General features: G+C 54.4%; 12 protein-coding genes. 6 read left to right on the forward strand and 6 right to left on the reverse strand.

Translation table 11 applies throughout. From position 1 onward, the window contains the following. Positions 1-33: 33 nt before the first annotated feature. Positions 34-810, reverse strand: coding sequence for a ferredoxin--NADP reductase (locus tag FHS30_RS09875; protein WP_183910327.1), 777 nt, complete (start codon positions 808-810; stop codon positions 34-36). A gap of 99 nt (positions 811-909) precedes the next feature. Here FHS30_RS09875 and FHS30_RS09880 point away from each other — a divergent pair, with 99 nt between their 5' ends. Further along, positions 910-1,812, forward strand: a complete 903-nt coding sequence (locus FHS30_RS09880; RefSeq protein ID WP_183910328.1) for a LysR family transcriptional regulator — start codon at positions 910-912, stop codon at positions 1,810-1,812. Positions 1,813-1,815: 3 nt separating this feature from the next. On the opposite strand, the gene FHS30_RS09885 is transcribed toward FHS30_RS09880, so the two are convergent. From FHS30_RS09885 to purU, 4 genes are all read right to left on the reverse strand, one after another. Next, complete coding sequence (locus FHS30_RS09885) at positions 1,816-2,298, reverse strand: Lrp/AsnC family transcriptional regulator (protein WP_183910329.1); 483 nt, start codon at positions 2,296-2,298, stop codon at positions 1,816-1,818. A gap of 32 nt (positions 2,299-2,330) precedes the next feature. Further along, positions 2,331-3,827, reverse strand: coding sequence for a Na+/H+ antiporter NhaC (nhaC, locus tag FHS30_RS09890; protein WP_183910330.1), 1,497 nt, complete (start codon positions 3,825-3,827; stop codon positions 2,331-2,333). 123 nt (positions 3,828-3,950) lie between these two features. Beyond that, positions 3,951-5,156, reverse strand: a complete 1,206-nt coding sequence (locus FHS30_RS09895; protein ID WP_183910331.1) for a pyridoxal phosphate-dependent aminotransferase — start codon at positions 5,154-5,156, stop codon at positions 3,951-3,953. Positions 5,157-5,294: 138 nt separating this feature from the next. Next, positions 5,295-6,158 carry a formyltetrahydrofolate deformylase gene (gene purU / locus FHS30_RS09900; protein WP_183910332.1) on the reverse strand — a complete coding sequence of 288 codons (864 nt, stop codon included), beginning with the start codon at positions 6,156-6,158 and terminating at the stop codon, positions 5,295-5,297. Positions 6,159-6,396: 238 nt separating this feature from the next. On the opposite strand from purU, the gene FHS30_RS09905 reads away from it, so the two are divergent. Further along, positions 6,397-7,170, forward strand: a complete 774-nt coding sequence (locus FHS30_RS09905; protein ID WP_183910333.1) for a gamma-glutamyl-gamma-aminobutyrate hydrolase family protein — start codon at positions 6,397-6,399, stop codon at positions 7,168-7,170. A gap of 2 nt (positions 7,171-7,172) precedes the next feature. Here FHS30_RS09905 and FHS30_RS09910 read toward each other — a convergent pair whose 3' ends face one another. Beyond that, positions 7,173-7,733, reverse strand: a complete 561-nt coding sequence (locus tag FHS30_RS09910) for a DUF924 family protein (RefSeq protein WP_221197253.1) — start codon at positions 7,731-7,733, stop codon at positions 7,173-7,175. A gap of 220 nt (positions 7,734-7,953) precedes the next feature. On the opposite strand from FHS30_RS09910, the gene FHS30_RS09915 reads away from it, so the two are divergent. From FHS30_RS09915 to FHS30_RS09930, 4 genes are all read left to right on the forward strand, one after another. Further along, on the forward strand, positions 7,954-9,225 hold the full coding sequence (locus FHS30_RS09915; RefSeq protein WP_183910334.1) for an MFS transporter: 1,272 nt from the start codon (positions 7,954-7,956) through the stop codon (positions 9,223-9,225). Positions 9,226-9,686: 461 nt separating this feature from the next. After that, positions 9,687-10,982, forward strand: coding sequence for a tetratricopeptide repeat protein (locus FHS30_RS09920; RefSeq protein WP_183910335.1), 1,296 nt, complete (start codon positions 9,687-9,689; stop codon positions 10,980-10,982). After that, positions 10,979-12,100, forward strand: coding sequence for a RodZ family helix-turn-helix domain-containing protein (locus FHS30_RS09925; RefSeq protein ID WP_183910336.1), 1,122 nt, complete (start codon positions 10,979-10,981; stop codon positions 12,098-12,100). Before FHS30_RS09920 ends, FHS30_RS09925 begins: the two co-directional genes overlap by 4 nt. After that, on the forward strand, positions 12,097-13,272 hold the full coding sequence (locus FHS30_RS09930; RefSeq protein WP_183910337.1) for a hypothetical protein: 1,176 nt from the start codon (positions 12,097-12,099) through the stop codon (positions 13,270-13,272). The genes FHS30_RS09925 and FHS30_RS09930 overlap by 4 nt, the downstream gene beginning before the upstream one ends. Positions 13,273-13,373: the final 101 nt, after the last annotated feature.

The following is a 13,373-nucleotide window of genomic DNA, read 5'->3' on the forward strand; positions in this document are numbered from 1 at the left end:
CTGCCGGCTTACACAACGCAATTTATTGCCTAGCTATTGCTCAACGAACGCCCGCTCAATGACATAGTGGCCGTTGTTGCTGCCGCGCACTTCGTCAAAGCCAAGCTCATCCAAAATGCGACAGGTATCTTTCAGCATGCTGGGACTGCCGCAAATCATGAACCGGTCGTCGTCGGGATTAACACGCGGCAAATCCAAATCCGCAGTTAATTTACCGGACTGTAACAAATCCGTCAGTCGCCCCTGATTGCGAAAGGGCTCGCGGGTAACGGTAGGATAGTACACAAGCTTTTCGCGGACCTCGGCGCCAAAAAATTCGTTGCTGGGCAGCTCTGTTTCGATCAACTCGCGATAGGCCAGCTCAGACTCATAGCGTACGCCGTGGGTTAAAATGACCTTGTCGTACTGGGCGTATACTTCGGGATCTTTGATAATGCTCATAAACGGCGCCAAGCCGGTGCCGGTGGCAAACAACCACAAGTGTTTACCGGGCAACAGGTGGTCGGTTACCAAGGTGCCCGTGGTTTTGCGATTGATGACAATTTGATCGCCCGGCTTAACCTGCTGCAATTGTGAGGTCAGCGGCCCATCGGGCACTTTGATAGAGAAAAACTCCAGCTGCTCCTCATAGTTTGCACTGGCAATGCTATAGGCTCTGAGTAGCGGACGCCCGCCCTCTTGCTCTAGGCCCATCATGGTGAAGTGGCCGTTACGAAAACGGAAACCCGCGTCACGCGTGGTTTTGAAGCTGAACAGGGTGTCATTCCAGTGATGCACTTCCAGCACGGTTTCTTTGATCAAATTGCTCATAACCACTCCTAAATCCGATGTGCACAGCCTAGTTCCACCTGCATTATTGGTAAAACGGGATAATTTGATATACCTTATTGATTTTGCCGATATAAAGACATGAACCTTCACTTCTCGTTGCGCCAATTACAGGTATTTTTAGCCGTCGCCCATCACCACAATGTCAGTCGCGCGGCACAGGCATTGGCCATGTCGCAATCTGCGTGCAGCAGTGCGTTAAAAGACTTGGAGAATCAATACAATCTGCAGCTGTTTGACCGCGTCGGCAAACGCCTTAGGCCCAACGAGTTGGGGGAGCGCTTGCGGCCTCAGGCCGAGGCGCTACTGGCGCAGGCAGAAGCCTTTGAGCAAAGCCTCAGCCAGCAACCGGGCGCTGGCAAATTGCGCATTGGTGCCACCCTCACCATCGGCAACTACTTGGCGGTATCGCTGCTCAACCAATACCTACAGGAATCGCCAGGCAGCGATGTCCACCTAGCAGTGGCAAACACCGCCCAAATTACAGAGGCACTGTTGAACTTTGACATTGATGTGGGGCTCATCGAGGGCGAGGTGCACCATCCAGCCCTGTTAGTACAACGCTGGCGCCCGGATGAATTAGTCTGTTTTTGCGCGCCCGACCACCCCTTTGCCGAACGCCCTTCATTGTCCGACGACGAGTTGCTGGCAGCGCGTTGGATTTTGCGCGAAACAGGTTCCGGAACTCGCCAATCCTTTGACCGCGCCATGCATGGGCTCTTGCCGCAGCTGGATATTTTATTGGAGCTGCAACATACCGAGGCCATCAAGCGCGCGGTTGAAGCGGGGCTGGGGATTTCATGCTTGTCGCGTATTTCGCTGGCAGATGCATTTAAGCGAGGCTCGCTCGTCCCGCTCGAAACACCTCATAGAGACCTCAGACGCGATCTTTACATCGCACTGCATCGGCAAAAGTATCAGGGGGCGGGTCTACAGCGCTGGCTTGCAATCTGCAACGAATCCGTAGCCGCGCAATGCCCCTAAAAACTAGTCGTCGTCGAATTCAAACAACTCGTCCAAGGGCAAACCAGTAAACGGTTTGCTGTCTTCAATCACTAGCTGAGAATGCATTTTTTCAATGCCCAACTCCTGCTCTAGCAGGCCCTCGCTCAAGCGATTGAATTGCGCGGCATCGACACATAGAAATTCAAGAATATAGTCGTATTCACCGGAAATTTTATAGCAGCGAATCACCTGCGGCATCGCGCCAATGGCTTGCTTAAATTCGCGGTTGACCTTGGGGTCCTGCGACACCAGCGACACATTGACGAGAAAGTGGACATGTCGCAGCTTGGTGAGATTTAGACTGGCGCTGTAGCCGGCAATCCACTTTTGCGACTGCAGCTTTTTAACGCGCGACAGGCAGGCAGATTCAGACAGCGACACCTTTTCTGCCAAGCGCGCATTGCTAATGCGCGCATCCTTCTGCAAAGCGTTGAGAATTTTTAGATCTATCTTGTCAAATTTCATCTGCTCTGCCATCGCTCAAGTTTGCGCACGGGTTAGTGGCTAGCCAACTCCCGATCAACAGTGGCCGGCGCCTCCTGCTCCAGCGCCCGACGCTCCTCCTCAGTGATAGGCACAATTCTAAACTGAGAATAACCGTAAATGGCGGATATAACTGGATTAATCAGATTAAAAAAGCAATAGGGCAAATACGCCAAGGTGGCAACACCCAAGGTTCCAGCCATGTAAGCACCACAGGTATTCCAAGGGATCAGCGGTGAAGTGATGGTTGCGGAATCCTCCAGCGTACGAGACAAGTTGAGGGGGCTTAAGCCACGCTTGGCAAACTCCATGCGGAACATGCGGCCAGGCAAAACAATCGCAATGTATTGATCGGCAGTGACGATGTTGGTGCCAATGCAGGTCAATATGGTCGACATAAACAATCCGCCCACAGACGTAGCAAAGCGCAAGATAGCGGCAATTAACGCCTCTAAAATGCCCACGCGTTCAATGACCGCGCCCATCACCATGGCACTGATAATCAACCAAATGGTGGTTAACATAGAGCTCATGCCACCGCGCGACAGCAGGCTATCGATCTGCTCATTGCCAGTGGTGGCAACGTAACCGTCGGCAAACGCCATCCAAACGCCCTTAAACAACCCAAGCGCCACGGGCATGCTCTCCGCGCCTGCAAATTTCAGCACTGCGTCTGCCTGAAAGACAACTGCAAATACCGCGCCGAGCAATGCACCCAAAAAGATGCTGATGATGGCGGGCACCTTTTTATAGGCGAGGACGAAAACTGCAAGCAATGGTACTAGCAGCCAGAGATTAATATTGAAGTTCGCTTGCAGCAACGACAGCATGGCTTCCATTTGGGTGTCGGCAGCCGGCGTCTCAGCGCTGAGGCCCATAACCAAAAACAGCACCAGCGCGATAATAATACTGGGCGTGGTGGTCCATACCATATTGCGAATATGTGAGAACAAATCGGCACCCACTACGGCCGGCGCAAGGTTGGTGGTGTCGCTTAAGGGCGACATCTTGTCACCAAAATAGGCGCCAGAAATAATGGCTCCCGCAGTAATTTCTACCGACAACCCCAAGCCGGCGGCCGTGCCAATCAAACCAATACCGATGGTGCCCGCGGTGGTCCAAGAGCTGCCAATACTGACACTGACCAGCGCGCAAACAAGACAAGCTGCCGCGTAAAACCAGCTTGGATCCAGCAGCTGCAGACCGAAGTAGATCATGGTGGGCACGGTACCCGCCAAAATCCAGCTGCCGATGAGCATGCCCACTAAAAACAAAATTAAAATCGCGCCTAAGGCGACAGAAATGCCTTTAAAAATGGCGGCCTGTAGTTCGCTCCACGAAATACCTGCGCGCCATCCCATCAAGCCAGCCACAGCAGCACTTAAACACAGTGCAATTTGGTTGGCACCCTGCGACGAGCTGTCACCAAACAGATAGACGGATAAACCTAGCAGCGAAAACAGGGTGATGGTGGGCAGGGCAATTTCCCAAGCAGCCAATGGTCTTGACATAGATAAATCACTTTTCCAGTTATTATTCTGCTGTCGAATTCACAATCGACAGAGGGCGTTCATGCGCCACATGGTAAACATAGTGTGGTTTAAGTGCCAGCAGTGCCGGCACTTGGGTGAATACTAACCGGCGACGCGGGCGCTGTCGCCATTCAACATGGCCGCCATACGCGCCATGGCCTGGGCTAAGATATCGATGGGTTGTGCCAAGGTGATTCGCACGTAATCGGCGGTGACGTCACCAAAACCGGCGCCAGGCACCACTGACACACCCGCCTCATCGAGCAAGCGCTCGGCGAACACTTGCCCAGAGGCTGCCACCTTGTCGGTGCGCATCATCACAAACATACCCGCATCCGGCGACTCGGCGCTCACGCCCGGCATCTCATTGATACGTGCCACCAAAAAATCCCGTCGTTTTTTGTATTCATCGCGCATTTGGGCCACGTAGTAATCGTCGTGGCGCAACGCAAAGGCCGCGGCATCCTGAATAAACTGTGGGCAACCAAAGACGCTGGCACCGGCCAAATTGGTCAAGTGTGGCACCAGCGATTGCGGTGCTACAACCCAACCTATGCGCCAACCACTCATGGCGTGTGACTTGGACAGGCCATCCACCATGATCACATTGTCCAGCTGGGCTGCCGCTGCCCGCAGACTCACGTGGCGCTGTTTAAACGTGATCATTGAATAGACTTCATCGGAGATGAGCCACACACCGCGCTCGTGGGTGTAGGCCGCCAGCTCTGCCAGCTCCTCACGCGACATCATATTGCCACAGGGGTTGCCCGGGGTATTGACGATAACCGCTTTGGTATTTTCTGTAATAGCAGCCTTCATGGCATCCATATCCAAGGCAAAATTGGCCTCGGCTTTCAGTGGCACTGGCACGGTTTTGATGCCGACAGCATCAAAAACACCACAGTAGCCAACGTACATGGGGTCGGGTACCACCACCTCATCACCGGCATTGCAGATACAACTGAACACGCTGTAAAGCGCATTGGTACCACCGGGAAAGATTACGATATCGTCGGCGTCGCAAGGGTGGGGGGAAGTTTTACTTTCCAACTCGGCCACCGCTTGGCGCAACGCGAGCTCCCCTTGCGCGGGTGAATAATGGGTGCGATCGCGCTTCATGGCCGCGAGCGCTTGATAAAAAATCGGCTCCGGCGTGGGGAAATCCGGATCGCCCACACACAGCAAAATAACGTCTTCGCCTTGCGCTTTCATATCCAGTGCACGGTCGTGCACGGCCCAAACCTCGCTGGCTTCGCCGTCTAGGCGATGGGCTAACTGACTGATTGATAGAGGTTTTTGCGCTGACATCTGAACACCTATTACTAGCAAGCTAACGGAATTTTTGATGCCACTAGCTTAGCGTCAGCGCTTCGCAGAGGTTGGGGTAATCAGCGCTCCGCGCAAGCCACCCTGCGGCCAAGGCAGCTTCGAAAAGAAGATTCTGCGTTAACGAGAGAAAACCACCGTTTTGTTGCCATTGACCAATACCCGATGCTCCGAATGCCAACGCAGCGCGCGATTGAGCACCAGCGACTCCACATCGCGCCCAATTTCGGTGAGTTCTTCCGGCGTATTAACGTGGGTGACGCGCTCCACCGCCTGCTCAATAATTGGCCCTTCATCGAGGTCTGCGGTCACATAGTGAGCGGTCGCACCGATCAATTTCACCCCCCGTTCAAACGCTTGGTGATAGGGGCGCGCGCCCTTGAAGCCCGGTAAAAAAGAATGATGAATATTAATGGCTCTACCGGCCAGCGCCCGACACATGGAGTCTGACAAAATCTGCATGTAGCGCGCCAGCACCAAGCAATCAGCACTGGCATCCGACAATAGCGCCAACATCTGCGCCTCTTGCTCGGCTTTGGTGTCGGTACTTATGGGCAAGTAGTGAAAGGGCAGCTGATACCACTCCACCAGCTCTCGCATAACCTCATGGTTGGACACCACACCCACAATATCCACCGGCAGGGTGCCCTGCTTCCAGGCGCTCAATAGGTTGTGCAAGCAGTGGCCCCATTGGCTAACGGCGACCAATACCTTTAACTTGACGTCGGCGTCCATCAACTGCCAATCCATGCCGTAGCGCTTGGCCACCGGCAAAAAGGCGGCCCGCACTTCCTCCAGAGTTAAGCTCTGATTCGTGGCGTCGAGCACAGTGCGCATGAAAAAGCGGCGATTCTCCACATCTTCAAATTGGTGTGATTCGCGAATGTTAAAGCCCTGCGCCGCAAACAATGCCGCCACGTTAGCGACAATGCCCGGTTTGTCCTCACAACTGAACTTCAAAATTATTTCACGTACGGCGGTCACAGCTTTCCCTCTACCGGTTCACTTTGGTGTCAATTGGATGTGCAACTTGCAGCGGCCCCAGTCAGCTGCGGCAATAAAATCCTTAAAAACACTCAAAAAATATCTTTTATAGCGTAGCGCCCGCATTCTACACTAGCTTTTAGCAGAGAGCGCCCCTGACCTGCTTGGGTTATGCAGCCCGCCTGTGTTTGGGTTTACACTGCGCACCTATTGCCATCCCCCCTGCTAAGAGGTTCCCATGGGTCGACCCGTCATCGCGATTACCGCTGAAACACTGGACAAACACAAAGGCCAGAACAGCACCCGCTACTACCAAGTTATGGCTAAGTATGTGGCACCTGTTGTGGAACTGATGGGCGCCCTACCGCTTCTGCTGCCGCCCTTGGGCGATCAGCTCGATCGCGACACCCTGCTGGCTCGCGTAGACGGCGTATTGCTCACCGGTGGCGTATCCAACATCGAACCGCATCACTATCAGGGCGGCCAAAGCTATGCGGGTTGTCCGCACGACCCCAATCGCGATGCCACCGTGTTGCCGCTAATCAAAGAAATCGTCGCGCGCGGTGTTCCGCTGTTTGGGATTTGCCGCGGTTTTCAGGAAATGAACGTGGCCTATGGCGGCAGCCTTTATCAACAATTACACATAGAAGCTGATTTGGCCTTGCACAATGCGGTGGTGGATTTTGATGCCCCCGCCGACGCGCTCTACGCCGACGTTCACGATCTGCATATTGAGCCAGGCGGCCTATTGGCCAAAATTACTGACGGCCCGGTTCAACGGGTTAACTCAATCCATGGCCAAGGCATCAAGCAATTGGGTAATGGCCTAACAGTGGAAGGCACGAGCCCCGATGGCCTAGTGGAGGCTTTCAGCGTTGCAAATGCCAAGAGCTTTGCGCTGGGCGCCCAATGGCACCCCGAGTGGAAACCCACGCAAAACAGTATGTATGAAGCCATGTGGCGCGCCTTCGCCGATGCCGCGCGCAGCTATGCAGCGACCCACCAACGCTAAGATTAAAAACTGCTGCCAGGCTGTTGCAAAAACGCCAACTCCTCGGGCGTGGACTCGCGCCCCAAAATGGCATTGCGATGGGGGTAGCGGCCAAAGCGATCGATAATTGCCTTGTGCCGCAATTCAAACGCGTCGCTGTCGTCGCCATCCAACGCACCAAACAGTGCCACGGCCAGCTCGTGCACTGCAGCATCTTCGGAGTGCATATAAGGCATATATAAAAAATGGCGCTGCTGATTGGTTAACTGGCGATCCCACCCCTGCGCTACGGCATTCATCGCCACATCCAGGGCCTGCTGATCGGCGGCAAATGCCGCCGGTTGGTCGCGAAAGATATTGCGGCTGAATTGATCGAGCAGTATCACCAACGCCAAACACCCCTGCGCAGAGTGCCGCCAGTGTTCGCATTCACCCGCTAGCGCAGCCTGCAACAAGGATTCAAAGCGATCGCGAACCACTTGATCAAACAACGGGTCTTTTTTCCACCACTGCGCAGGCGTAATTTCATCAAACCAAAAATCCAGTACCGCTTGCATAGCTTCGAGCGTTTTTGTGTTGGTCATGGCATAGCTCCGCTGTCGGTTGTGATTGCGCGCAAACGCCTTGCTGAATTGGCGACAATAAAAAATCCGCCAAGTTTTCAAAGGGTGTCTGAGCGCACGGCTTAGGTCAAGTGGTAAACAGCACAGCTGCTATGCTCCTTTTATACATTGATTGGATCACTGGGTATTCATCCATTGCGTGAGTCGTTAGACTGGCCAGCGGACTTTTTAGGAGGTATTCGTGCGCAATAAAATTGCCAGTATTTGGCCGCTGTTTTTCGGCATGTTACTCATTGGCTTGTGCGTGGGCGCGCAAGGCACACTTATCGGATTGCGCGCCGCCCTAGAGGGTTTTCCCAACACCCTCACCGGCTTGATCATGTCGGCCTACTACTTGGGTTTTTTATTGGGCGCCCACCGTGGGCAAAAAGTGATTCGCCGCGTGGGCCACGTGCGCACCTTTGCGGCACTGACAGCGCTCTCATCACTGTGCGTATTACTGCACTCTATTTACGTAAATCCGTGGGCCTGGGCCGCCACGCGATTTTTAACGGGCTTTGCCATGTGTGGCATCTACCTCGTGGCCGAATCTTGGTTGAATCAAGCCGCAGATGACAGCAATCGCGGAAAAATCCTATCGCTCTATATGATTACGCTGCTGGGCGGCATTTTGGGGGGGCAATTTCTGCTAAACCTTGCCGACCCACAAAGCTTCGAATTATTTAGTTTAATTTCTATTTTAATGAGCGCCGCCGCCATCCCCATTTTAGTTACTGCCACACCTACGCCGGCGGTAACGCCCGCGCCTACTATCAGCCCACTTAAGCTGTTCCAGTGGGCTCCCTTCGGTTTAATCGGTGTTTTTTTAATTCAAATGTGCGCGGCAATGATTTTCGGTATGGCGCCCGTGTATGCAAATATGAAAGGCTTTAACACCCAAGACGTAGCCTGGATTATGGCCAGCTTTGTGGCGGGCGCACTCCTACTGCAATGGCCACTGGGGTTGCTGGCTGACAAGTTCAATCGCCGCACCGTGGCTACGGCGCTCACCGGCATCGCCGGATTTTTTGCCATTGTGAGCGGCCTATTCGGCGAACAATCTTTCATCATACTGCTCATCTGCATCGGCCTGTTTGGCGGCTTTACACTCCCCCTCTACGCCGTCTTTTGTGCACTGGTAAACGATTTTATGCGACCCGAAAAAATTGTCGCCGCCAGCAGCACAGTGCTCTTAGTTGGCGGCGTCGGCGCATCCATTGGACCAGTGTTAACGGCGCCTCTGCTCGATCAGTTGGGGCCCAAAGGGTTTTTCTGGGGCTGCGCTGCGACCTTGTTATTAATTTGCCTCTACGGCCTATACCGCATGGCGCGCTTCCCGTACGCTGCCCGCCAGGATATGCACGAAATGAGCATGCTACCGGGCGGCAACATTGGCACGGGTTTACTCAATACCGAGAAGCACGACACGGCCAACATAAATCAACGCGATGGCGAGCAACCAAAAGAACAATAGCAGCGCGGGTTTCAATCAATTTTGAATAGCGGTGTGCCCGCTTATGAATTGCATCTCTAAACCGGAGCCAATATAGACCGCTGAGCTCAGCCCAAAGCCGCATGTGGCCTGCGAATACGTCCAAGTGCTACATATTCACGCCCGCAGGCGACTGTCATATTTGCCGATTAGCCCACACGGGGGCGACAATAGATTGACTATACTCACTGATAGGCACCTTTCCTCTTCATTAGCTTCATCAAGGGTGCCAACGGCACATACCCATCGCTATGGCCTTCTGGGGCGGCCAAGGGTGAAAAGTCATCCCGTAAGGGTTTACTGCCGTAGAGTGATAAGTGCGGTGCTGTGGTAACGATACGCTGCGCGCTACCCGCGACCTTAGTAAAATCTCGGTATGGCGCATTTGGCTGTCAGGTTACACACTCTTTGTGGAGGTAACAGCCCGGGATTCATTCACTGACATGAGCGGCGTAACTGTGAAAAAGTATTTCCAATGTTTCTACGTCTGTTTGTTTAGCCTGTGGGCTGCCTGCGCACTTGCGAGCAGCCAAACACCCGCCAGCGATTTTCTCATCGCGCCAGATGATACCGGTGAAGACAATCTGACGCCCATTCAACGCAATGGCAATGTACAGCTCACAGGCCGAGAGTATCTGGAAGCGATCGAAGACATCGAATCGGAATATGGCGCCTATGATCCCCAGTTATCGCAGCATCTAGCGGCCCTAGGAAAACAGTACCAAGCGCAGGGCGAGCACAACGATGCCATCGAGCTATTCAAGCGGGCCATGCACGTACAAAGGATCAACTACGGTCTTTACGATATGGGCCAGGCGCCCATTCTTGAGGATTTAATCGAAAGCCAAGTGGCGTTGGGGCAATGGGAAGACGCCAACGATCGCTACCAATACCTCTATTGGTTAAACCGCCGCAACTACGGCACCGACGACCCCCGCATGCTTCCCATTATCAATAAACTCAGCAACTGGCATCTCAACGCCTATGCGTTAAACGTCAGTAATGGATTGTTTTATCACCTGATCAACGCCCACAACCTCTATCAAATTGCGGCCGACATCGTAAGAAACGCCTACGGCAGAACTGACTTGCGAATGATCGAGCCCCTGCGCGGCTTAACCGCCTCCAGTTACTTCTTAGCCACCTACCAGGCGGCGAACCAAAACAAAATGTCGGTGTCTAATGGTTCAATGCCGGCGAGCGAAGAAGACCGCGCCCAACTGCAACAGTACATTATCAATAGCTACAACAGCGGTCGCTCTGCCATCAACCAAATGGTGGATGTGTACAGCAACAATCCTGATGCTCCCCCCACGTCGGAGGTACGAGCGCAGGTGGCCCTCGGCGATTGGCACCTACTTTTTGGCAAATGGCACTCGGCCATGGAAATTTACCAAGACAGCTACCAAAAGCTACAAGACCAGCAAGCTGATCCAACGACCATCGCCGAGTTATTTGGCAAGCCTATGCCCTTGCCGGATTTGCCACTGATTGATATTAAGTTCAGCTCAGATATCAATACCGAACATTTTGTATTGGCGCGCTTCGACGTAACCGCCTATGGCCGGGCCCGTAAAATTGAAATCGTGGACGCCCATCCAAGTGACGACAACCGCATCCGCTCGCGGGTGCGCAAAACCTTAAAGCAGGCCAAATTTCGGCCACGCTTCGACGACGGAAAAGCTGTCGATACCAAAGCCGTCACCCACAGGTACCTATTTTCGGACAACAAACCATGAGTAAATTGCCCCGCAAAACCTGTGCCCCTTACGCCGTCGCATTAGTGGCGGCATTGGCGCTGACCGGCTGCAAGCAGGAGCAGCAACAAAGCCAGCAACAGCCGCCCACGCCCAGCAGCCCGTCGAGCAGCAGCCCGTCTAGCCCCAGCTCAGCCAGCCAGCCCTCCAGCCGGCAAACCTCACAGCGCCAGAGTGAAGCCAGCGGTGGCCAGCAATCGCCAACTCAAGCACAGCCTCCCAACAATCAAACGGCGCAAAATCAGTCCTCTCAACCCCAGCCGGGCAAAACGGCGAGCGATGTCTTCAGTCAGCCCCAACCTAGCACTGAATCGCCGAGTGGCGACCCCACAGCGCCAGCGAACCAGGCCTCTGAGCCCCAATCAGCGCACAACCAGCAATCCGATGCCAGCGCTGACCCAAGCGCTCAAGGCGAACCTAAAGAAATAGATTTTTCTGAAGAGGAAGCCAGCGCCAGCGCGAATGCATCGGCGGCCAGCAGCCAAACTGCAAGTGCGCAGTCCAACAGCGCGCAATCGCCTGCAAGTGCCGCCAGTGCATCACCGCGAGCGCAAAGCGCACAGCGGGGCGGCGGCATGCCGTCGGGGGCACCACAGCCTACGGGCGCCCTACCCTCTGGTAGCGCGACCACAGGTAAGGCGCAGCCCGCCACCTCACCCGGCGCGCTAAACGACAAATTCGAAACCACCATCGCCAGCTATGACGGCATGATCTTGCGTGAGCGCGACTACATTGCCAATCGCCGCAATCAAAAAGGCAGTGAAGAGGCGGTGGCCCAAGTACAAGGCCCCATTTTTGATGAAGGCGATTTGGCGGAAGAAGGTGGCCAGCAAGGTCAAGCAGCCGGCGGCCCTCAGGGCCCAGAAGGTCAAGGCAATGGCAATGGGAGCCAGCCAACGGGTGGCGATGCGCGCCAAGGCGAGTACACCACTGTGGCAGCTGCCGCCCCACCGGCAGACATTCCCTCGGGTGATGACGACGATGTCGTCGCGCGCCAGATTAGGGAAGCCGCAATGCGCGAGTCGGATCCCGCGTTGCGCGAAAAACTCTGGGAAGAATACCGCAAGTACAAGAACCAAGCCGCTAAGGGATCACAATGAGCGATTCACTTTTTGTAAGGATTCCGTTGCTGTGCCTACTTTTTTCGATTTTGGTGGGCTGCAGCACGCACAACGTCAAGTCCACCAACCACGTACCCGTTGAGCGCGTCACCCAAGAGATTCCCGAGCACCTATTGCTCGATGTGGGAGTCCAACTTTTTGATCCGGGCATCGATGATGCCGCCGACGCCGATACATTGATTTTTCCCGAGGTGCGCAAAGCAGAATCACGCTATATGCCAGTTATGCTTGCGGAAACTTTGCAAACTGCGGCCGCGTGGGGCGCAGTCCGCGTAGTGCCCGCCGCCAACCGAAACAGCGATGTCACTGTGCGCGGAAAAATTATTCAGTCCGATGGCGAGCAGCTTGAACTCGCCATTGAAGTCTTTGACATCAGCGGCCGCCACTGGTTTACCCGCCACTATAAAGAAACCGCTAGCCACTACGCGTACAACAAACGGTTGGTCAAAGATATGGATCCCTTTCAGGGAATTTACAACCAAATTGCCAATGATCTACTGGCGTTTCAGCGCACCCTGAGCGACACCGAGACTCGCACCCTGCGCACCATCGCCGAATTGCGTTTTGCCCGCGACTTTTCGCCCAGTGCGTTTAGCGATCACTTACAAGAGACCAAAGATGGACGCTTCGCCGTAGTACGTCTGCCGGCGACCGATGACCCCATGCTCAATCGCGTGCGTCGCATTCGCGAGCGCGATTACCTGTTTGTAGACACCCTACAGGATTATTACGGCACCTTTGTACGCGAAATGGACGGCCCTTATCAAACATGGCGGGCGGAAAGCTACGATGCCGTGATTACCCAGCGCGAGCTGGAGAGCCAAGCCACAACTCGCACCATTGCAGGCATTGCCGCCATCGTGGGCGGTATCGCGGCCGCCGGTAACAACAGCGGCGCCGGTCGTGCAGCGGGTCAAGTGGCCGTCGCAGCCGGGGGATACATGGTAAAAAGTGGTTTTGATAAACGCGCTGAGGCGCGCCTCCATAGCGAAACCTTGATCGAGTTGGGAGACTCACTCGAAGCGGCAATCGAGCCCCAAGTCATCGAGCTGGAAGACCGCACCATCACGCTCTCGGGAACAGTAGAAAATCAGTACGACCAATGGCGCGAATTGCTAAAAGAAATTTATAAAGCAGAAACTGGCTTATAATAAAATACTCAGACACGGTATCCTAACCGCGACGTCATCGAATAACGACGCGCTAACAAGACCCAGCCCCGCGCATGATGCTCGGGGCCCAAACCAGTAAG

It is taken from the genome of Simiduia aestuariiviva, from assembly GCF_014192475.1.
GTDB lineage: Bacteria > Pseudomonadota > Gammaproteobacteria > Pseudomonadales > Cellvibrionaceae > Simiduia > Simiduia aestuariiviva.

Coding starts and splice junctions, on each gene's coding strand:
- FHS30_RS09875 (WP_183910327.1), bottom strand. CDS start 810: ATGAGCAATTTGATCAAAGAAACCGTGCTGGAAGTGCATCACTGGAAT.
- FHS30_RS09930 (WP_183910337.1), top strand. CDS start 12,097: ATGAGCGATTCACTTTTTGTAAGGATTCCGTTGCTGTGCCTACTTTTT.
- FHS30_RS09905 (WP_183910333.1), top strand. CDS start 6,397: ATGGGTCGACCCGTCATCGCGATTACCGCTGAAACACTGGACAAACAC.
- nhaC (WP_183910330.1), bottom strand. CDS start 3,827: ATGTCAAGACCATTGGCTGCTTGGGAAATTGCCCTGCCCACCATCACC.
- FHS30_RS09925 (WP_183910336.1), top strand. CDS start 10,979: ATGAGTAAATTGCCCCGCAAAACCTGTGCCCCTTACGCCGTCGCATTA.
- FHS30_RS09895 (WP_183910331.1), bottom strand. CDS start 5,156: ATGTCAGCGCAAAAACCTCTATCAATCAGTCAGTTAGCCCATCGCCTA.
- FHS30_RS09885 (WP_183910329.1), bottom strand. CDS start 2,298: ATGAAATTTGACAAGATAGATCTAAAAATTCTCAACGCTTTGCAGAAG.
- FHS30_RS09920 (WP_183910335.1), top strand. CDS start 9,687: ATGAGCGGCGTAACTGTGAAAAAGTATTTCCAATGTTTCTACGTCTGT.
- FHS30_RS09910 (WP_221197253.1), bottom strand. CDS start 7,733: ATGACCAACACAAAAACGCTCGAAGCTATGCAAGCGGTACTGGATTTT.
- FHS30_RS09880 (WP_183910328.1), top strand. CDS start 910: ATGAACCTTCACTTCTCGTTGCGCCAATTACAGGTATTTTTAGCCGTC.